13 protein-coding genes and 1 other annotated feature are annotated in these 21,067 nt (G+C 47.6%); all 13 genes read left to right on the top strand.

The window, feature by feature from the left end:
- Positions 1–177 precede the first annotated feature (177 nt).
- Positions 178–3,225 carry a hypothetical protein gene (locus KNQ11_RS08255; protein WP_251139646.1) on the top strand — a complete coding sequence of 1,016 codons (3,048 nt, stop codon included), beginning with the start codon at positions 178–180 and terminating at the stop codon, positions 3,223–3,225.
- Positions 3,226–3,972: a response regulator gene (locus tag KNQ11_RS08250; RefSeq protein ID WP_214723761.1), complete on the top strand. Its 747-nt coding sequence runs from the start codon at positions 3,226–3,228 to the stop codon at positions 3,970–3,972.
- Positions 3,969–4,991, top strand: coding sequence for a HEAT repeat domain-containing protein (locus KNQ11_RS08245; protein WP_214771066.1), 1,023 nt, complete (start codon positions 3,969–3,971; stop codon positions 4,989–4,991). Before KNQ11_RS08250 ends, KNQ11_RS08245 begins: the two co-directional genes overlap by 4 nt.
- Complete coding sequence (locus KNQ11_RS08240; protein ID WP_050677619.1) at positions 4,981–6,414, top strand: glycosyltransferase family 2 protein; 1,434 nt, start codon at positions 4,981–4,983, stop codon at positions 6,412–6,414. The genes KNQ11_RS08245 and KNQ11_RS08240 overlap by 11 nt, the downstream gene beginning before the upstream one ends.
- Positions 6,415–6,441: 27 nt before the next feature.
- A complete protein-coding gene (locus KNQ11_RS08235) occupies positions 6,442–7,584 on the top strand; it encodes an AI-2E family transporter (protein WP_050677618.1) in 1,143 nt (380 codons plus the stop codon).
- A gap of 214 nt (positions 7,585–7,798) precedes the next feature.
- Positions 7,799–9,139: a glutamyl-tRNA reductase gene (hemA, locus tag KNQ11_RS08230; RefSeq protein WP_029342279.1), complete on the top strand. Its 1,341-nt coding sequence runs from the start codon at positions 7,799–7,801 to the stop codon at positions 9,137–9,139.
- 83 nt (positions 9,140–9,222) lie between these two features.
- Positions 9,223–10,149, top strand: coding sequence for a hydroxymethylbilane synthase (hemC, locus tag KNQ11_RS08225; RefSeq protein ID WP_023468972.1), 927 nt, complete (start codon positions 9,223–9,225; stop codon positions 10,147–10,149).
- Positions 10,139–10,819 carry a uroporphyrinogen-III synthase gene (locus KNQ11_RS08220; protein WP_214723757.1) on the top strand — a complete coding sequence of 227 codons (681 nt, stop codon included), beginning with the start codon at positions 10,139–10,141 and terminating at the stop codon, positions 10,817–10,819. Before hemC ends, KNQ11_RS08220 begins: the two co-directional genes overlap by 11 nt.
- Entirely contained in the window at positions 10,816–11,805 is a 990-nt protein-coding gene (gene hemB / locus KNQ11_RS08215) for a porphobilinogen synthase (RefSeq protein WP_023468970.1), read from the top strand. Before KNQ11_RS08220 ends, hemB begins: the two co-directional genes overlap by 4 nt.
- Positions 11,802–13,112, top strand: coding sequence for a glutamate-1-semialdehyde 2,1-aminomutase (hemL, locus tag KNQ11_RS08210; RefSeq protein WP_214771063.1), 1,311 nt, complete (start codon positions 11,802–11,804; stop codon positions 13,110–13,112). The genes hemB and hemL overlap by 4 nt, the downstream gene beginning before the upstream one ends.
- A gap of 54 nt (positions 13,113–13,166) precedes the next feature.
- Positions 13,167–13,396 (top strand) — a binding site (T-box leader).
- 50 nt (positions 13,397–13,446) lie between these two features.
- Positions 13,447–16,083, top strand: coding sequence for a valine--tRNA ligase (locus KNQ11_RS08205; RefSeq protein WP_035396608.1), 2,637 nt, complete (start codon positions 13,447–13,449; stop codon positions 16,081–16,083).
- A gap of 54 nt (positions 16,084–16,137) precedes the next feature.
- Positions 16,138–17,370 (top strand): bifunctional folylpolyglutamate synthase/dihydrofolate synthase, encoded by a 1,233-nt coding sequence (locus KNQ11_RS08200; RefSeq protein ID WP_214771060.1) that lies wholly within the window; start codon positions 16,138–16,140, stop codon positions 17,368–17,370.
- Between the two features lie 82 nt (positions 17,371–17,452).
- Entirely contained in the window at positions 17,453–21,049 is a 3,597-nt protein-coding gene (locus KNQ11_RS08195; protein WP_214771057.1) for a GEVED domain-containing protein, read from the top strand.
- The last annotated feature ends 18 nt before the right edge of the window (positions 21,050–21,067 follow it).

Here is a 21,067-nt window from a genome sequence, read left to right as displayed (position 1 = left end):
GAAACGTTCTGTTCTCCGGCAATAGGAGAGCAGAACGTTTTTTAATTAGGGTTAAAGTAATCTATAAATAGCATCTAATCATTTCCTTCCATCATTTTTGATTTCCATTATATGAACATTATTTAATTCACGTTACAATGATAGGAACAAATTGTTTTAGTGGGAGGCTATGCCAATATGAGGCGTTATAAATGGACGTTTGCAATCGTCATATTACTTATTCTGACACCATTTGCCATTTGGTTCTTAAAGCAGGAAAAGACATTAAATATCGCGCTATTTGATTATACGAACGGTACAGATGAGCGAGAGCACGCTGGAACGACGTGGTTATTGAATCACTTGAAAATCCGAAATGCGCAAGAGCAAGATTATAAGTATTCGGATTACATTAATCGTTATGACGGTACACAAGGGAAGCAAATGCTACAACAGGCTTCTAAAGCAGATGTGCTGTTGTTTACGGATACGTATGGGAAATCCTATGAGGCCAACGGTAAACAAGAACACCGTGGGGGGTTGACGGCAGAAGACGTTGATCTCGCGACCGAAGCGATTTCGCAAGGGAAAACGGTCGTAGCGGAGTTTAATACGGCGGCAAGTCCGACGTCAGTCGAACGGTCCAATGCGTTTCGCCAATTGTTCGGGACGGCATGGACAGGATGGATCGGTCGATTTTTCCCGGATTTAACAAAATTGCAAGGTCTTGAGAAGAATGTTGTGTCGCAATTAAAAGCGCAGGCGAAAGAAAAAGAATTTAAACTATCTGGTCCAGGTTATGTCTTCATCAATGACTCAACGGAAAAAGCTTTTTTCGTCAATGATGACACACCATTACTTTATAAATGGGATAAAAACAAGGGCAATGCAAAAGATGAGGTGCGTTATAACTACTGGTTTGAGATTTTAGAGCTAGATGGCGGCGAGCAACAAGCGCATTTTTCTTGGAAACCGTCAAAACAGACCCAAGCGATGCTTCGGAAATATCAGTTGCCGCTTGAATTTCCTGCGTATGTCACACAAGGAAGTGGACATTATTTTGCTGGTGACTATACAGATGTCGCGGACATCCCGCGCTACTATCGATACAGTGGACTCGATTGGTTCCGCAAACAGTTCATTCTTGATAGTGCAGAAAGTGAGTCGGCATTCTTCTGGAAGGTGTATGCGCCGACACTGACTCGGATTCTTGAGGATGCGAAGCGTGTCTCCACGCAAGCTGCAAAAGTAAAACCACTCTCACAAACGAAAGTCGGCAATCAGGAATTACGAACTCGGGCACGAGAAGGACAAGACACGCTTGAGATGTATCAAGATGGCGAATGGAAGCCGTATTTCGTCAAAGGCGTTAACGTCGGACTCGGTCGACCGGGTGCATTTCCCGGGGAACATGCCATCAGTCGTAATGAATACGATCGTTGGCTAAAGGAAATCGGCGAGTTGGGTGTCAATACGATTCGCGTGTATACATTGCATCCTCCTGCTTTTTACGATGCATTAAAAGCGTATAACGAACGGGCGAAGCAACCGATTTATTTGATGCAAGGTATGTGGGTCGAGGAAAAACCATTCGAAGAGTTGAAGAACGCTTTTGAGCCAGACTTCTTGAAGATGACCGATACGGAAGCCAAACGAATGGTCGATGTCATTCATGGTAACGCGGTCGTCAAGGAAGTCGTCGGTCATGCTTCCGGAACATATACTTCAGACGTCTCGCAATACGTTTCAGCGTTCGTCTTCGGAATCGAATGGTTACCGGAAGCCGTCGTCGAGACGAATAAAAAGAACAAAGGCACGCGATTCGAAGGGAAATACGTGACGACGACACAAGAGGCGTCACCGTTCGAATCGTGGCTTGCTGGTCGGATGGATACAGCGACAGCACACGAAATCAAAGAGTACGGAACGACTCGACCAATTGGTTCGACGAACTGGCCGACGACGGATCCATTGAAACACCCGAAAGAGGTCGAAGAAGAGCAAGATCTCGTCTCGATCGACTTCAATCATTTAAAAGCAACGAAGGATTTCTCAGGTGGTTTGTTTGCGTCTTATCACATCTATCCGTATTACCCTTCGTTTATCAAGGAAGAATACAGTCAAAAAGCAGATAAGAGCTCTGAATCCTACGCTCGTTATTTGAAAGAAATGAAAGACTATCATGATATGCCGTTACTTGTATCGGAATTCGGTATTCCAAGTTCACGCGGGAAGACACACCTTGGACCGAACGGTTTCGACCAAGGACATGTCAGTGAAAAGAAACAAGGCGAACTCGTCGCGCAGCTCTATCAAGACATCAAGGACGTCAAGACGGCTGGTGGACTGGTCTTCATCTGGCAAGACGAATGGTTCAAACGAACATGGAACACAATGGATTATGACGATGCGGATACCCGTCCACGTTGGTCGAATGTTCAAACAAGTGAACAACATTTCGGGATGCTTGGATTCCTCCGTTCAGACATCATCATTGATGGGAAATTGGATGATTGGAAAGGGTATGCACCAGTAGCTGAAAATAAGGATCGAGCGATTTATATGACTTCCGACGAGGCTTATCTCTACTTACGCATCGACCGGAAGAAAGCAGAGCCGACGACACTTGCACTATCGACGAAACCGAATGATGGGAACACGAAAGTCGGTTCGTTGACGCTTGACGAAGGAGCTGAATACCGCCTGACGATCGATCAGACAGCGCGTATCGATGTCGATGCTCGCTATGACATCTTCCGATACCACTACGGTCTGAAGATGCCGTTTGAGATGGTGAAACCTCCGTCTGATCAAAAAGACAGCGGCAAGTTCGTTCCGATCTATCAAATGCTCGATTATGCAAGACGAGACCCGGTGACGAAAAAAATCGTCAAACCAGCCGTCAAATGGGACACAGGTGTTTTACATGAAGGAGAACCAGATGACATTTTAACGGATATCTCAGATGTCACGAAACCAACCGTTGAACTTCGTATTCCATGGATGGTCTTGAATATGCGTGATCCAAGTAAACATGAAATCATCGGAGACTTCTGGAAAGATGGACTCGAATCGAAGATGATCACGGAAGGAATCGAAGTCACAGGTCAAGTCGGTGAGACACGTATTCCAGAGAAGAATCGTGGTTTCTACAACTGGGCCGAGTGGACGAATCCACAGCAACGGGAAGAATTGAAACCTATCTATCATACGATGAAAAAAGCATTCACTGAGGGAGGAAACTAAATGCGACGTGAAGAGATGTGGAAATTAATCAATCAGTCGTTTGAATCAACAACTCAAGATCGTGAGGTCAGTTCGACGATCGAATGGACGGAAGAGGCTGTCCGAGAATCAACGACGAATACCTTATTCGTACACACGGTCGGACAAATGCCGGAGACGGTCAATGGTCTGATCGAGGAAGGATGGTGCGTGCGGACGGACATCTCTTATGCCGATGTCGTTCTCGCGAGCAAACCCGTCATTGAGGAGCGGATTCCCGTCGTTTACTTTAATACGGAACCCTCTTTCTATGGGTTAGAGAACGCACGTGAAGTTCTGCCGGCGACGCTGTCGAGGGAGCTTGTTCTCGATCGCCTTGCGCGTTATAAGAAGATCCATCATATCGCAGACGTTGTCGTCGTAACGGAAGATCCGCATATCCGTCGGATGATGGAACGGGAATTGACGGACCGTTTCGAACGCTTCATGACGTTCGAGCGAGCGGAGACGTTCCTTGATGAGTATGTAGCATCCCGTCCGTACTTACTCGTGTTCACGTCCGCATTGCCGCGAGCAGATGGATTGGAATTACTGCTGCGAGCGAAACAACAGAGTGTCGCACCATTCCAATCGATGATGATCTCGATGTATAACCGCGAACGTGATCATGTCCTAGCGATTGATCGTGGTGTTGATTACATCATGACGCTTCCACTGAAAATCGAAGAGTTCCGTGCGTGGATTCGCAAAGTCGAGGACGGCCGATGATGCAGGCGATTCTAGTATTCATCGTCGTACTCATCTTCTTACAAGGTGGAGCGTTGATCTATCTTGTCGTTCAAAAACGAAAACGCGCCAATCGTGAGCATGCGCGTCGCGATTGGCAGCTTGCCTTTCGAGATGACATCTATGACTATGCGACAAGTGAACGTCAAGACATGCCAACGATTCAAAAAGGAAACGAAGATTTAGCGGAGCTTGAATTGTTCGCGTTGTCTAACTTGACGGCAACGCCGGTGCATCTTGAACGTATACAAGCTTTCGTCGCTTCTAATATGCAAGCGTATTATGAGCAACAATTGAAGCATCGGCGGATTGATCGTCGCTTGAACGCCTATGAAGCCGTTTCTCAATTCCGTTTGGTCGCAGTCGCACCGATGATTCATGCCCGTTGGGGAAAGGCAATTGAAAAAGAGGAGAGCGATGTCATCGTCCGGACACTTGTCTCCTTATCCCCGCAAGATGCGATTGCGATTGCTAAACAAGAAAATGATATCAGCTTCTTTGGTGCGATTCTTGCGATCGGTCGTAGTCACGACTTACAAGAATGGGTCACATCGTTCGATGAACTTACACTATCGTTTCGACTAGCAATACTCCAGTTGATCTTTGATCGAGATGAGACACGTTATATCGCGCTCGTACGCGATAAAACGACTGATAAGAATCCAGAAGTCCGAAAGCGAGCCCTTCGCGCGCTCACACGGATTGGACTTGAGGAAGACTGGAAATTGTATGTGCCTTACTTGGAAGAAGAATCAAGTTGGGTTGAGCAAATGCTTGCCCTTCGTTTCTTAGAGCACGTCGTTCCAGATGATGCGATACCAGCGATCCTGCCGTTTGTCGGCAGTCGATCATGGTGGGTCCGGACGGCAGCCTTTGATGCGTTACTTGCTTGTGGTGGGATCGAACAGTTGGCGAAGGTTTCAAGTACACACCCCGACCGCTATGCGCGTCAAAAAGCGACCGAACGGTTGGCAAAGGAGATGAAGCATCATGTCGTCTGAGACAATCCAAGCCATTATTGAAGTCCTCTCATGGACAGTATTGATCTATATGTTACTCGTCATCGTATTCTATTCGACGCTGTATCTGATTTCTGCTCAGATGGTGCGACGGCAACGGTTCCGCCGAAAAGAAAGCTCCTATTTACCATTGATGCGGTCTCTCTATACACGACCGGTCAGTATCCTTGTTCCAGCCTATAATGAAGAATATACGATCGTCTCAAGTGTCCAAGCCTTGCTAGCCCTTGACTACCCAGAGCATGAGGTACTCGTCATTAACGATGGTTCAAAAGACGGAACGATGGATGAGCTGTTTCGCGCGTATGAGTTGGAAAAAGAAATTCAATATCCACGTATCTTGATTGGTTCAAAGCCGGTCAAACAAGTCTACCGTTCCCGCATTGATAGTCGTTTGATTGTCATCGATAAAGAGAATGGTGGAAAGGCAGACGCCTTGAATGCCGGTATTGATTACTCGAGTTATCCCTATTTCTGTTCGCTCGACGCGGATTCGATTTTAGAGCGCGATGCGTTATTAAAAGTCATGAAACCGATCGTTGAGTCAGATGAAGAAGTCGTCGCGACATGTGGTTCGATCTTCCTCGTTAACGGTTGTACGATTGAAGGCGGCGAAATCGTTGAGATTCGGACACCGAAGCAACGGATCGTCCTGATGCAGATGATCGAGTATTTCCGTGCATTCTTGTTCGGTCGCCTTGGTCTTAGTCGTTTCAATATCTTATTGATCGTCTCCGGCGCCTTCGGATTGTTCCAAAAGAATATTGTCGTACAGGCTGGTGGATATAAAGAAGGTCTCGTCGGTGAGGACATGGAGCTTGTCGTCCGCTTACACCGGTACATGAAGGAAAATAAGCTCGATAAACGCATCGAGTACGTTCCGGCGCCAGTCTGCTGGACACAGGCTCCAGAATCGATGGAAGTGTTACGGTCACAGCGAACACGTTGGCATCGTGGTCTTGCTGAGACGTTGTGGACGCATAAACGAATGATTGGCAATCCGAAATATGGTTCTGTTGGTAGCGTCTCGATGTTGTATTTCTTTTTGATTGAACTACTCGGACCAATCGTCGAACTGATCGGTTATTTCATCATTCCGCTCAACCTACTCGTCGGTACACTCAACTTTGAATTTGGGATCGTCTTGCTGGTCGTCGCTTTACTCTATGGTTCCCTATTGTCAGCAGGTGCCGTATTATTGGAAGAGTGGACGATGCACCGATTCAAGAACGTCAAGGAATTGATTCGGTTGTATCTATGGTCCTTAACCGAGTCGTTCTGGTACCGTCCGATTCTCGTCTTCTTCAAGCTAGGAGGATTGATTCAATTCTTGACTGGTCGAGGAAACTGGGGTCAGATGGAGCGTCAGCGTCTCGAAGACGTCACCGAGGAAAAAGTCGGCTGACGAATAGGTATGAGGGGGATAAGTTAGGTGGAGTTGTTACGAAACAAGTGGTTTAAAGCATTAATCTGGATATTAGTGATTTTTCTCGTCATCTGGGTTGGAACGAAAATTTCATTTTTATTCCAGCCAATTCGTGTCATGTTAGCCTTGATCTTCCCGCCATTGATCATCGCAGGGATCTTCTATTACTTTACGCTTGGCATTGTGGACGCACTACAAAAACGAGTCAAGAAGCGTGGTCTTGCCGTGCTAATCGTCTTGCTTGGTTTCATTTCGATCCTGACGATTGCGGTTGCATCAATCGGACCCATCTTAGTCGAACAGGTGACGGATTTTGCGACGAGCATTCCGACACTCGTCGTTGAATTGCGTGATCAGACTTTAAATTTACGCGATCAATTGATGAACAACCGATTCATCTCGACATGGGTTCACGAGAACACGGACTTGTTTGACAAGTGGACGAATGAAGCAACATCGTATATCGGTACAGTCTTTAAGTCTGTCTCGACGTCTGTCGGAACGATTTTCGGTGTCATCTCTTCGACCGTCTTAATCATCGTCTTAGTGCCGTTCATCTTAGTTTACATGTTGCTTGACGGCTATAAGTTTCCGGATTCCGTCGTGAAGCTGTTGCCGAAAAGCTATGAAACAGAAACGCGTAAAATCTTGCACGACATGCACGTGACAGTGAAGCATTATGTCAATGGACAGGTCATCGTCTCGATCTGTGTCGGTCTCATGTCATTGATTGGCTTCTTCATCGCAGATATTCAATATGCGTTACTGCTTGCCTTATTCTGTACGGTCACGAACATCATTCCGTATCTTGGTCCCTACATCGGTGCCGTACCGGCGGTCATCGTCGGGTTCATCGATGATCCGATCAAAGCCGTCTATGCGATCATCACGATCGTCGTCGCGCAGCAAATCGAGTCGAACTTGATTTCTCCTTATGTCCAAGGAAAGACACTCAAGGTTCATCCGTTGACGATCATCATCGTCTTGCTCGTTGCTGGGAAAATCGGTGGAATCATCGGTGTCATCTTGGCGGTTCCAACATACGCAGTTTCAAAAGTCGTCGTTCAAAATATCGCTCGGATCTATCGTTTACGTCAGCAGCGTCTCGACGTACCGGACGTGACGGTATCACCTGAATCCTTGAAGTAAAGTGTAACCCTCTGCTCTTTTTAGGAGCAGAGGGTTTGTGATTTTCATGAGAGAGGGATAAGGTAGAAGAAGAGAAAAAATGAAGAAGATTTCACAACTTCGACTCATTTTAGTTTATAAATTGATTGGAATCTTTTTTATAATGGTTATAATGTAGGATAGAGAACGAAAAGATAGATCGGAACGAAATCTTTGGACGTAAGGGGTAGAGCGCATGCATATCGTAGTGGTCGGCTTGAATAACAAAACAGCGCCTGTATCAATACGCGAACAAGTCTCATTTGGGGAGCATGAGATGAAGGGAGCGGTCGTCGCATTGCGCGATGAAAAAAGTATTTTTGAAAGTGTCATCGTCTCGACATGTAATCGGACGGAACTGTACGTCGTGACGGATCAGCCACATACAGGACGGTATTATACGAAACGTTTCCTTGCAAACTGGTTCGGTTTGACGATGGAGGAACTCGAGCCGTATCTCTTCATTCATGAAGGGTTTGATGCGATGAAGCATCTGTTCCGCGTGACAAGTGGGCTTGATTCGATGATCGTCGGTGAAACGCAGATTCTTGGTCAAGTCAAGACAAGCTTCTTCATGGCGCAAAAGCTTGAAACGACAGGAACGGTTTTCAATAAACTCTTCAAAGAAGCGGTCACGCTCGCCAAACGGGCTCACGCAGAAACTGGAATCGGTGAAAATGCCGTTTCTGTCAGTGCTGCTGCTGTCACGCTTGCCGAACAGTTACTCGGATCGCTTGAAGATAAATCAATCGTCGTCATCGGTGCGGGAGAAACTGGCGAATTGACGACGCTTAACCTATATGAAGCAGGGGCACGCGATATCACGGTCTTTAACCGGACGTTAGCTAAAGCAGAAGAGGTCGCGAATCGGTTCGAAGGATCGGCACATTCGATTAACGAGATGCAGTGCGGTTTGCTTCGGGCAGACATCGTCATCTCTTCAACGGGTGCAAAACGTGCCATCATCAAACGGGAAGACATCGCGGCAGCACAGCTGTTCCGTCACGATCGTCCATTCCTCTTGATCGACATCGCCGTACCACGCGATATTGAACCGACCGTCGGTGACTTGCCAGGTGTTCATTTGTACGATGTCGATGATTTGACATCAATCGTCCAACAAAACATGGCGGAACGGATGAAGGAAGCAGCGAAGATCGAACAACGGATTGAAGCGGCAATCGCTGAGTTCGAAGGTTGGATGACGACACTTGGTGTCGTGCCGATCATCACGGAATTACGAGACCAGGCGTTACGGATTCAACAAGAAACGATGCAAAGCTTGGAACGGAAGTTACCGGAGATGTCGAAACGTGAAAAAACCGTCATTGGCAAACACATGAAATCAATCATCAACCAGTTGTTGCGTGAACCGTTGTCTTATATTAAAGATGCGGCAGCGAAGCCAGATGCCGATGAGCGGATTGCGCAGTTCATGGATACGTTCGCACTTAACGAAGACTTGTTCGAAGGGCTCGAAGATGACGTGATGACATCAGAAGAGACGACACCTTCCGCAAAAGCTGTGAACCGGTGAACAAAGCACGATTTGTGTTACAATAGAAAATGCATGGGGCGGACTTGTGCCGCCCCTTTATCATTGTACAGGGGGATTTTAGCATGCGAAAAATCATTGTTGGATCGCGAAGCTCGAAGCTAGCGATGACACAGACGAAATGGGTCATTGACCAGTTGAAACAAGCCGGCGCGCCGTATGAGTTCGAAATCAAGAACATCATCACAAAAGGGGACCGTATTTTGGATGTGACGCTCTCGAAAGTCGGCGGTAAAGGATTATTCGTAAAAGAGATCGAGCAACAGATGATTGACGAAGAAATCGATTTTGCCGTTCACAGCATGAAGGATCTACCTTCTGAATTACCGGACGGTCTCATCATCGGTGCAACACCAGCGCGTGTCGATGCGCGTGATGCCTTGATTACGAAAACAGGCGAAGGTCTTGCTTCCTTGCCGGAAGGTGCGGTTGTCGGTACGAGTAGCTTACGTCGTGGCTCGCAATTGCTAAAACTCCGCCCTGATTTAAAAATCGAATCGATTCGTGGAAACATCGACACACGACTCGATAAATTAAAGAATGGTCCGTTTGACGGGATCCTACTCGCAGCAGCTGGTCTACAACGGATGGGTTGGTCTGAAGACGTCGTCTCGGAATATCTCTCGACAGATGACATGATTCCAGCCGTCGGTCAAGGAATCCTCGGTATCGAATGTCGCGAACATGACCAAGAAGTACGTGATCTCTTGCACCTGATCCATGATCAGATGACAGAAAAAGTAGCTTACGCAGAGCGCGCTTTCTTAGCGGCGATCGAAGGTAGTTGTCACGTTCCGGTCGGTGGATTTGCAACGATCAACGAAGACATGTCAACGACACTCGTCGGATTCATTGGATCCGTCGATGGAGAGCAAATCCTACTCGAGCGCGAATCAGGTCTAGACCCGATGCAACTCGGTCAAGATGTTGCCGAACGTCTGCTTGCTTCGGGCGGTCGTGAGATTCTCGCGACACTTCCGGATGACTTGTAAGCAGGTACTCTTCACGGGCAGCCGACCACCGACGACCGAGCAGATGGCGCGACTGCGCGCCGTCGCGATCGAGTCAGTGCATTATCCTGTCATTGAAACGCGACCGGTTTCGTTTACATTGCCGAAGGGAATTGATTGGCTCATCGTGACGAGTCCGAATGGTGTCCACCGGATTGCTGATGCGTTGCCTGAATTAGCAGAAACGCGTATCGCGGTCGTCGGACGAAAGACGGCAGACGCACTTGCGAAGTACGGTCGAACAGCAGACTTCTGTCCGTCGACCTTTACAGGAGACGCACTCGTCGCAGAACTCGGACCACACTTGTCTGACGGCGATCATATCGTCTTTGCACGAGGGAACCGATCCCGGCAAGCACCGGTCGATCAGTTACGAAAACTGAATCGATATACGGTCGAAGATATCATCACGTATGAAACCGTCACCCGTCGGCTACCTGAAGCACTTGTCAGAACTGCCGCCTATATTGGACTGCAGAGTCCTTCCGCTGTCGAAGCGATTGCTCCATTATCCCCACAGACGACGTTCATCGTCATTGGGACGATTACGGAGCAAGCAGCAAAAGCAGCCGGACTTCAACCGATCCATGTCGCCCGTGAATTCACGGTAGACGGCATGATTGATCGTATCATTGAGGAGGAATCAGCATGAACACATTAGAATACGCACGTCACCGTCGTTTGCGTCATACCGCATCACTCCGGTCACTCGTCCGCGAGAATCAATTGCATAAATCAGATTTGATTTATCCGATCTTCGTCGCTGAAGGCGAAGATATCAAACGCGAAGTCAGCTCGATGCCTGGCGTCTTCAACTTATCACTCGATCACTTGACGGCTGAAATCGAAGAAGTCGTTGCACTTGGAATCGAATCCGTCATCTTATTCGGTGTTCCGCACGACCATTTAAAAGACGAGCAAGGATCAGGTGCGTTTCACGATCATGGGATCGTTCAAGAAGCGACACGTCTCGTTAAGAAGGTTGCACCGCAGCTAACGGTCATTGCCGACACATGCTTATGTGAATATACGTCAACGGGTCACTGCGGTATCGTCGCCGATGGTACGGTTGATAATGATGCATCATTACCGCTCCACGTCAAGACAGCGATCTCGCAAGCACGGGCGGGTGCTGACGTCATCGCTCCATCATCAATGATGGACGGATTCGTCGCAGCGATTCGCCAAGGGTTGGACGAGAATGGCTTCAGCCATATTCCTGTCATGAGCTACGGCGTTAAATATGCGTCTGCTTATTATGGTCCATTCCGTGATGCGGCAAACTCCGCACCAGGAGAAGGCGACCGGAAAGGCTACCAAATGGATCCAGCGAACCGTCGTGAAGCGTTCCGTGAAGCAACAGCGGACGTCGATCAAGGAGCTGACTTCATGATCGTCAAACCAGCGCTCGCTTTCATGGATATCATTCGTGATGTGCGTGAACGAATCGATTTACCGATCGTCGCCTATAACGTATCGGGTGAGTATGCCATGGTGAAAGCAGCAGCCTTGAACGGCTGGATCGACGAAGAACGAATCGTCCTTGAGACGATGCTTGGCTTTAAACGAGCAGGCGCTGATTTAATCATCACCTATTTCGCAAAAGACATTTGTCGTTACCTGGAGGGGTCGAAATGAGCTTAATTAACCAGAACTCAAAATCAAAAGCAGCATTCGAGCGGGCGCTCCCGCTCATGCCGGGTGGCGTCAACAGCCCGGTTCGTGCTTATAAATCGGTCGGGATGACACCGATTTTCGCAGATCATGCGAAAGGATCGAAGCTCTATGATATCGACGGAAAAGAGTATATCGATTACGTCTTGTCATGGGGACCGATGATCCTTGGTCACGCCGATCCAATCGTCACGTCAGCGATCCAAGAACAAGCGACACGTGGCTGGAGCTACGGGACACCAACGGAAATCGAATCAGCGATGGCGGAAGTCGTCATCAGCCGTGTTCCATCGGTCGAAGTCGTCCGGATGGTCAACTCAGGGACAGAAGCGACGATGGCTGCCCTTCGTCTCGCACGCGGCTATACAGGTCGGACGAAAATCCTCAAATTCGAAGGCTGTTACCATGGTCACGGCGACTCGCTCTTGATCAAAGCAGGGTCAGGTGTCGCGACACTCGGACTACCGGATTCACCAGGCGTTCCGGCGCAAATCGCGAGCATGACGCTGACGGTTCCATACAACGATTTGGACGCTGTCCGGATCGCGTTCGAAAAACACGGCGACGATATCGCTGGTGTCATCGTCGAACCGGCTGCTGGGAACATGGGCTTCGTGCCACCAGAACCAGGCTTCCTCGAAGGCTTACGGGAGATCACATCGGAAAACGGCGCTTTATTGATCTTTGACGAAGTCATGACCGGTTTCCGTGTCGGATTCCACTGTGCGCAAGGACATTTCGGTGTCACACCGGACATCACATGTCTCGGTAAAGTCATCGGCGGCGGCATGCCAGTCGGGGCTTACGGCGGACGTCGTGACATTATGGAACAGATCGCACCACAAGGTCCAATCTATCAAGCGGGTACATTATCCGGGAACCCACTCGCGATGGCAGCGGGTCTAGCGACATTGACACAATTGAAACCAGAACACTATGCAGAGTTCGACCGGAAAGCGAGCCGTTTGTCAGAAGGCTACCTGAATGCTGCGGCGAAATATAACATTCCGCTGACGACGAACCGCGCAGGCGCGATGTTTGGTGTCTTCTTTACGAATGAACGTGTCACGAACTTCGAAAAAGCGAAAACATCGAACCTTGAGATGTTCCGTTCGTATTATCAAAAGATGGCGGCGCGTGGTGTCTTCTTACCACCGTCACAATTCGAAGGTCTCTTCCTGTCGATCGCCCATACGGACGAAGACATCGAACGGACGATCGAAGCCGTCGAATTGACGTTCCAAGAACTCCAAGTTGAATTTGGTCGTTAAGCAGTTCTTGACGATTACTTGAACTCTCGGCTAAAATGAGTAAAGAAGAAAATGGCAACAGCGATGACGGGAAGAGTAGTCCTGTATTCGTACCGGTGTAGAGAACACATCCTTGGCTGAAAGATGTGACGGGCGAACAGGAGGAAGGTCACCCCACGAGCTGGTATCGTGAGTCTTACGAGCGATATCCGTCCTCCACACGTTACGTGGCTCGAGGGCATCCGATTTTGGATGAACTAAGGTGGTACCGCGGAAAAAAGCAACGGCTTTCTTTCGTCCTTAGCATAGGACGAGAGAAGCCGTTTTTATTATGGACAAAAAGGGAGCGATCAGGATGCAGGAATTATCAATGCCAACGAAGTATGATCCGCAGGCAACGGAAGAAAAATGGTACGACTTTTGGGTGAAAGGTGACTATTTCAAAGCCGATCAGGATCCAGAAAAAGAGCCGTACACGATTGTCATTCCACCACCGAACGTCACAGGTAAATTGCACCTTGGTCACGCGTGGGACACGACGTTACAAGATATGCTGACACGGATGAAGCGGATGCAAGGGTTTGACGTCCTTTATCTACCAGGAATGGACCATGCCGGTATCGCGACGCAAGCAAAAGTCGAACAAAAACTGCGGGCAGAAGGACAATCACGTCTTGAAATGGGTCGTGAGAAATTCCTTGAGCAATCATGGGCATGGAAAGAAGAGTACGCGTCAACGATCCGTGCACAATGGGCAAAACTTGGTCTTGGACTCGATTATTCGCGTGAACGCTTCACGCTCGACGAAGGATTGTCGGAAGCGGTTCAAGAAGTCTTCGTGAAACTTTACGAAAAAGGCTTGATCTACCGCGGCGAATACATCGTTAACTGGGACCCAGCGACGAAAACAGCGATCTCGGATATCGAAGTCATCTACAAGGATATCGAAGGTGCGTTCTATCACTTCAGCTATCCACTAACGGACGGTTCAGGTCACGTTGAACTAGCGACGACACGTCCTGAGACGATGCTCGGTGATACAGCGATCGCCGTGAACCCGAAGGATGAGCGTTATGCTCACCTCGTCGGAAAAACAATCACGTTACCAATCGTTGGTCGCGAGATTCCGATTGTTGCCGATGACTATGTCGACATGGAGTTCGGTACAGGTGTCGTTAAGATTACACCAGCGCACGACCCGAACGACTTCGAAGTCGGTAACCGTCACGAGTTACCACGTGTCCTCGTCATGAATGAAGATGGAACGATGAACGAGAACGCAGGGAAATACGAAGGTATGGATCGCTTCGAATGCCGGAAACAAATCGTTGAAGATTTAAAAGCAGAAGGTGTTCTAATCAAAATCGAACCACACTTGCACTCTGTCGGTCACTCGGAGCGTTCAGACGCGATCGTTGAGCCGTATCTTTCACTCCAATGGTTCGTCAAAATGGAACCACTCGCGCAAAAAGCACTCGAGGAGCAACAAGGACCAGACAAGGTCAACTTCGTTCCACAACGCTTTGAGAACACGTATGTGCGCTGGATGGAAAACATCCGTGACTGGTGTGTCAGCCGTCAACTCTGGTGGGGACACCGGATTCCGGCTTGGTACCATAAAGAAACAGGCGAAGTATACGTTGGCAAGGAAGCACCAGCCGATATCGAGAACTGGGAGCAAGACAACGATGTTCTTGATACGTGGTTCTCTTCAGCGCTTTGGCCGTTCTCGACGATGGGATGGCCGAACACGGACGCAGCGGATTATCAAAAATACTTCCCGACATCGACACTCGTTACGGGTTATGACATCATCGCTTTCTGGGTATCACGGATGATCTTCCAATCGTATGAATTTACAGGACAACGTCCATTCCAAGACGTCTTGATCCACGGATTGATTCGTGATTCGGAAGGACGCAAGATGTCGAAATCCCTCGGGAACGGAATCGACCCGATGGATGTCATTGAGAAGTATGGTGCCGATTCACTTCGTTGGTTCCTAACGACAGGATCGACGCCAGGGAACGATCTCCGTTTCTACTGGGAAAAGATCGAAGCAACATGGAACTTCTCGAACAAACTGTGGAACGCAAGCCGTTTTGCCTTGATGAACATGGATGGTCTAACGTTTGATCAGATCGATTTGACAGGTGAGAAGTCACTCGCAGATAAATGGATCTTGACACGCTTACAGACGACGATCGACGATGTGACGCGTCTGTCGGACAAATATGAGTTTGGTGAAGCGGGACGTATTCTCTATCACTTCATCTGGGAAGACTTCTGTAACTGGTACATCGAGATGGCGAAATTACCGCTCAACGGGGAAGATGAAGCAGCGAAGCAGACGACGCGTTCGGTTCTTGCCTATACGCTCGACCGGATCATGCGTCTGATGCATCCATTCATGCCGTTCATCACGGAAGAAATCTGGCAACACTTACCGCATGAAGGTGAGACGATCACACGTGCTGCATGGCCAACACGCGAGGCATCACTCGACTTCCCGGAAGCTGTTCCAGCATTCGAAGCAGTTCAGAACGTCATCCGTTCGGTTCGTAACATCCGCGCGGAAGTGAACGCACCGATGTCGAAACAGATCCAACTGTTCATCTCGACGAATGACGCACGTGTTCAAGACGACTTGTCGTCAAACAGCTCGTACTTGCAAAAGTTCACGAACGCGTCTGAACTCCGGATTGAAGAACAGATGCCGGCGCCAGAAAAAGCAATGAGTGCGATTGTAACGGGAGCAGAATTGTTCATCCCACTCGCGGACTTGATCAACATCGAGGAAGAAATCGCGCGCTTGAATAAAGAACTCGTCAAGTATACGAAAGAAGTCGAACGGGTCGAGAAAAAACTCAACAACCCTGGCTTCGTCGGCAAAGCACCAGCACATGTCATTGATGAAGAAAAAGCGAAGGCACTTGATTATACGGAAAAACGTCAAGCTGTCGAAGCACGTATCAACGAACTCTCACACTAATTACAGCAGTGGCTCAAGTCTCCTTGAGCCACTTTTTTTAAAGGAGCGAACAGCATGAGGACGCGAGAAGATGTATTGGATTGGTTATCGAGCTTACTAGCATTCGGTGTCAAACCGGGTCTTGAACGGATGCAGGCGATGTTACTGGGATTACAGATTGACCCGGACGCGATTCCGACGATTCATGTCGCTGGCACGAACGGAAAAGGATCGACGGTTGCGTTCTTACGTGAGATGGGGATAGCGGAAGGATTACGAATCGGGACGTTTACGTCGCCGTATATCATTCAGTTCGAGGAACGGATCATGTTGAACGGGGTACCGATTGCAGAAGATGATCTCGTCGCAGCTGCGATCGCTGTTCAAGCTGCCATCGGGCGCATCGATCCGGCACTCGGTACGGTCACTGAGTTCGAGGCATTAACAGGACTTGCTTTCTATTATTTTGATCAGATTCGTCCGGATTTCGTCATCTATGAAGTCGGACTCGGTGGGTTGTATGATTCGACGAACGTCTTCAAGAAGCCGGTCGCAGCGATCATCACATCAATCGGCCACGATCATCAAGCGATTCTCGGAGATACGCTCCAAGAGATCGCCTTACAAAAGTTCGGGATCATTAAACAGGGGACACCGGTCATTGCCGGGAAACTGCAAGAAGAACTGACGGTGCCGTTAATGGCATATTGCGGTGACCGAAATGCAACGTTGAAATGGAGTCAGGAAGCGATCATCCGTTATCGATTAAAAGAGACGGGTACCTGGGCGACATACGATGGAATACCAGAGACACGCTTAGGGCTCGAAGGCCATCATCAAGTTCATAATGCGGCGAACGCTGTCATTTGTGCGCGGCGCCTCGGCTGGTCGAAAGCGGCAATCCGAAAAGGATTACGGGAAGCAAAACATCCGGGACGGTTTGAGATCATCTCCCGCAAACCACGGATCATTCTCGATGGTGCCCATAACCCGGAAGGCATCACGGCACTCGTTGAACGCTTAAAAGAGGAATCGAAGCCGGTGACGTTGCTTTGTTCGATTTTGCGTGACAAAGATCGGACAGCGATGCTTGAGCAGTTACGCAACATCACACCAGATATTTACGAAACGACATTTGATTTTCCGCGTGCGCGGACACTTGATGAGTTGAAGCAAGACGGAGCAAACGTAACGACAGTCGAAGCATTCTTCGAGCAATTAGAAGTAAACCGGACATACGTCGTGACGGGATCACTCTATTTCATCAGTGAAGTGCGGCATTATCACGCTTCTATTTTTACAAAATAGGGAAAATCCGCATTCTCTCGTTATAATGAAATGGGGGAGTATAGTCCCATATCTCAATGACACGATGAGGAGACGATAAGTGATGAAACAGTGGGTCCGTCTAGCCTTAGCCATCTTACTGATTTTTTCAAGTTTTACGTATATACATGAGCCACATTCCAAAGCGGCAACGGGTGAAAAGTTTAAGATTTTAGAGATTCGAGATGACTGGTCGACGACGAACCGGATTGACCCGGGAACGACCATTACATCGTTGTCACTGTTAAAAGACTTGAATACTAGTCAATACGAAATCAAGATGATGACGGTCAAAGAGTTGAATGCGTCTCGTTTTCCACTTGATGGCGCATTTGATGCGATCGTTTTTGATCCATCTATTTTTACTGGAACAGACCGTTATTCGATTACAGTATCTGATACATCCAAAAAACATAATACGAGTAAAATTGAGAATGATATTACGAAGTTAAAAGCGAATGAGATTTTGACGAACTATATTCAAAAAGGATTACCCGTCTTTTTACACGCTGATGTGTTAACACATGCAACGAGTAATTTCACTTCGATTTTTAAGCCAAGCATGACGTCTGGTGCTGCGATTGCCTATACGGATTCAAAACAGGTCGTCTCCCGATTACAATCCGAAAAAATTGAACGACCTCGTTTAAGCAAGGTAGCGGTTTCGCAGGCTGGTCAATCGTTAACATCGGTGGATAAAGCAGCACCGGCTTCACCAGATAAACCAATTGATTTTAATTTTACGCTTGATCAAACTACGGCTAATACACGTGTCCAGTTGTATATTGACTTTAATAGTAACGACCAATTTGATGAGTCGGAGAAAGTCGACGAGAAAGTAGCTACAGTTTCTGGTTCAGTATCGTATCGCTTTGATGCACCAAGTTATACGGGACCACGGAATTGGATGATTCGACTCGTAAGTGAAGATGGGCTAACGGATTATAAGATGGGAAGCTTTTTAATGCAGGATCAAGAAGCTAAAGCAAAAATTTTACAAGTCACGCGTTCGGGCTCAAATGGATCCATTAATGGATTCATGTCGGGCTCATTGTTAAAACAAGATGGGTTATATGACTTCAATGTAGAAGTCATTTCTGCGGACACGTTTAACAAAACGTATGCCAGTAAAAATATAAATACATCCTATGATATGCTAATCTTCGGTTTTCAGGATTCGTATGGTGCAGCTTCACTAAGTGATCCTGCATCAGATGCTATTCTTAACTTCACGAATACGGGGCAAGGTTTGATGCTGACACATGATACGATCTTTAGACCGGCACAATCCAGCAAACCAGAGCTATTCTGGGAAGCAAAGTTTGCAGATCTCGCAGGTCAAAAGAACTTTACGAACATGGGGTACGCGGCACCTCGAACATCGGGTCAAGCAGTCAAACAAAATGCGGGCGTCATGACTTCTTATCCATTTGCCTTAGCTGATACGGTTGCTATCGCAACGACACACAATCAATACTTTGGTCTGGATCTTGAACAACCGGACTTGATTCCATGGTATAACATCCGTGAAAACAACCTCAGTAGTTCGAATCAGGCTGCCGGAAGAACAATTGGTGATGCACGCAACCACTATTATATGTATACCAAAGGAAACGTTACGTATTCAGGAGCAGGGCATACTTCGAGCTTTAATCAACAACAAGAAAAAGAACTATTCTCAAACACGATGTACCGTGCTTTCATTGGTGCGAACCATAAGCCTTTAATCAAGAATATCTTACCAACGGATAAATCAAGTTACCTCGAGAACGAACCGTTGACGATCTCGTATCAAGTCAACGACTACGACCTACAAGATCGTGAGTTAAAGACGCGCATCTACATTGATGATGAGAAAGTTTTTGAAAACAATAAATTGAAAAATAACTCGTTCGTTAGTCAATCATTCGATTCAAAGCTCAAAGGGAAGACGAGTGTGACGATCCGGATTGAAGCAGAGGATCAACGAGGAGCCAAAACAATTGAGACACGAACGGTTCAAGTCGTTCGTCCCGCTGCATCTATGCCTTTCGTCCTTTCGCGCTCGATTGATCCAGCTACGATTCCAAAAGGGGAAACAGCGGATATCACCTACACCGTCAAAACGTCTCCGATGATGCAAAAGGATGCCATTGGTAACAACGGATACATCATGGGACAATTCTCGGTGACAATGGAGAATATCCTTTTCAACGAACAATTTCCGAGTAATCTTGAAATTTTATCAACGACTGGTCTGACTGGAGCGAATATTACAGGACAGACGATTAAAGGGAAACTCCCGGATATCGAATACGATGAGGCGATTTCAGGTGTTCATAAAGGGGAATGGATCGCAGATCAATCAGAAGTGACATTCACTGTCAAAGTACGTGCCAAAGATACTGCAGGAGTTCATGTACTTGATAAAAAAGATAATACGCTGACATCAACGAAAAACGTCTATCGGGATAAGAAGAATGGAAAAGATAAATCAACAACTGTCACCAATGATCCACAAGCTTTTCCGACGATTGGTTATGCACTGACACCATCCTATGCGACAAGTGCGAAAATTCCGTCCGTCAAGATGGATATCACGACACCATCATATAAGGTTTTACCAGAAATCAGCCCTATAGGTAGTCAGTACGGCACGTTAAAATGGTCAATCGTAGATTCAGAAATCGCATCCATCGATGAAGCTGGTGTCATCAAGCCGAAAAAAGTCGGGACGACACAAATTAAACTCGTCGTACCAGTCGGAAACGGTAAAGAGTTGACGGCGACTTCTGAACTTGTCATCAATGATGTGTTCGGAGGACTCATCGTCCGAAACGTTCCAGATACGTTATATGTCGGCGAAACAAAATCAATGACAGGAATCGCTTCGATGGTATCGGGAAGCAATACGCCGATTCAGTGGATCATAACGAATGATTCGCGTGTTACGACAAGTGGCTTAACTAAGAATACGTTGGAGTTGACAGGAAAGACACCAGGCACAGTCACGGTCAAAGCGGTCGTACCTGCGACAGCTGGAAGCTCGACTTATCTTGCCCAATCAACGACGTATACGATTCAAGTGAAGTTGCCGGAATTATCCGTTTCCCCAAGTAATCTGGAACTGTGGGTTGGATCGAATCAAGATGTAACAGCGACATTCAATCCGAACTATCCATTACCATTTACGACTTCAACTGTTAGTAATGCAATTGAATTGAAACAGACGGCATCGGGTTATACGATCACGGGTAAAACTGGCACACCAAACGGTCCGGTCGAAGCGTTACTCACATTGATGGATTTCCCAGATACAGTCGCGAAGACGCTCGTTCGGGTACGTGAGAACCCACTTAATCTGACAGCTGATGATATCGCGATGACGATGAAAGATGATAAGAAATCACCGATTCTGCGCTGGTTCCCAGTGACGACGACGGAACGCTTCTATCGGTTGGAAGTGCTTCAGGGTAAGGAATACGTCAAAATTGATCCGACAGGACAAGCGCTACAACCACTTCGTCCAGGTGTGGCACGTATCAAGGTAACGGCATTAAAAGAAAACAAAGATGTGCTCGAAGTTATGAAAGACAATCAAAAAACACCACTAACGACGACATTCAAGGTGACGATCGGTTCTGAATCAGGTACGTCAGACTTGGATGGAGATGTTTATTAAGAAGTGGGGACGCTATAT

It is taken from the genome of Exiguobacterium sp. s39 (assembly GCF_018618925.1).
Lineage (GTDB): Bacteria > Bacillota > Bacilli > Exiguobacteriales > Exiguobacteriaceae > Exiguobacterium_A > Exiguobacterium_A abrahamii.
This window is presented reverse-complemented; position numbering and strand designations above follow the sequence as displayed.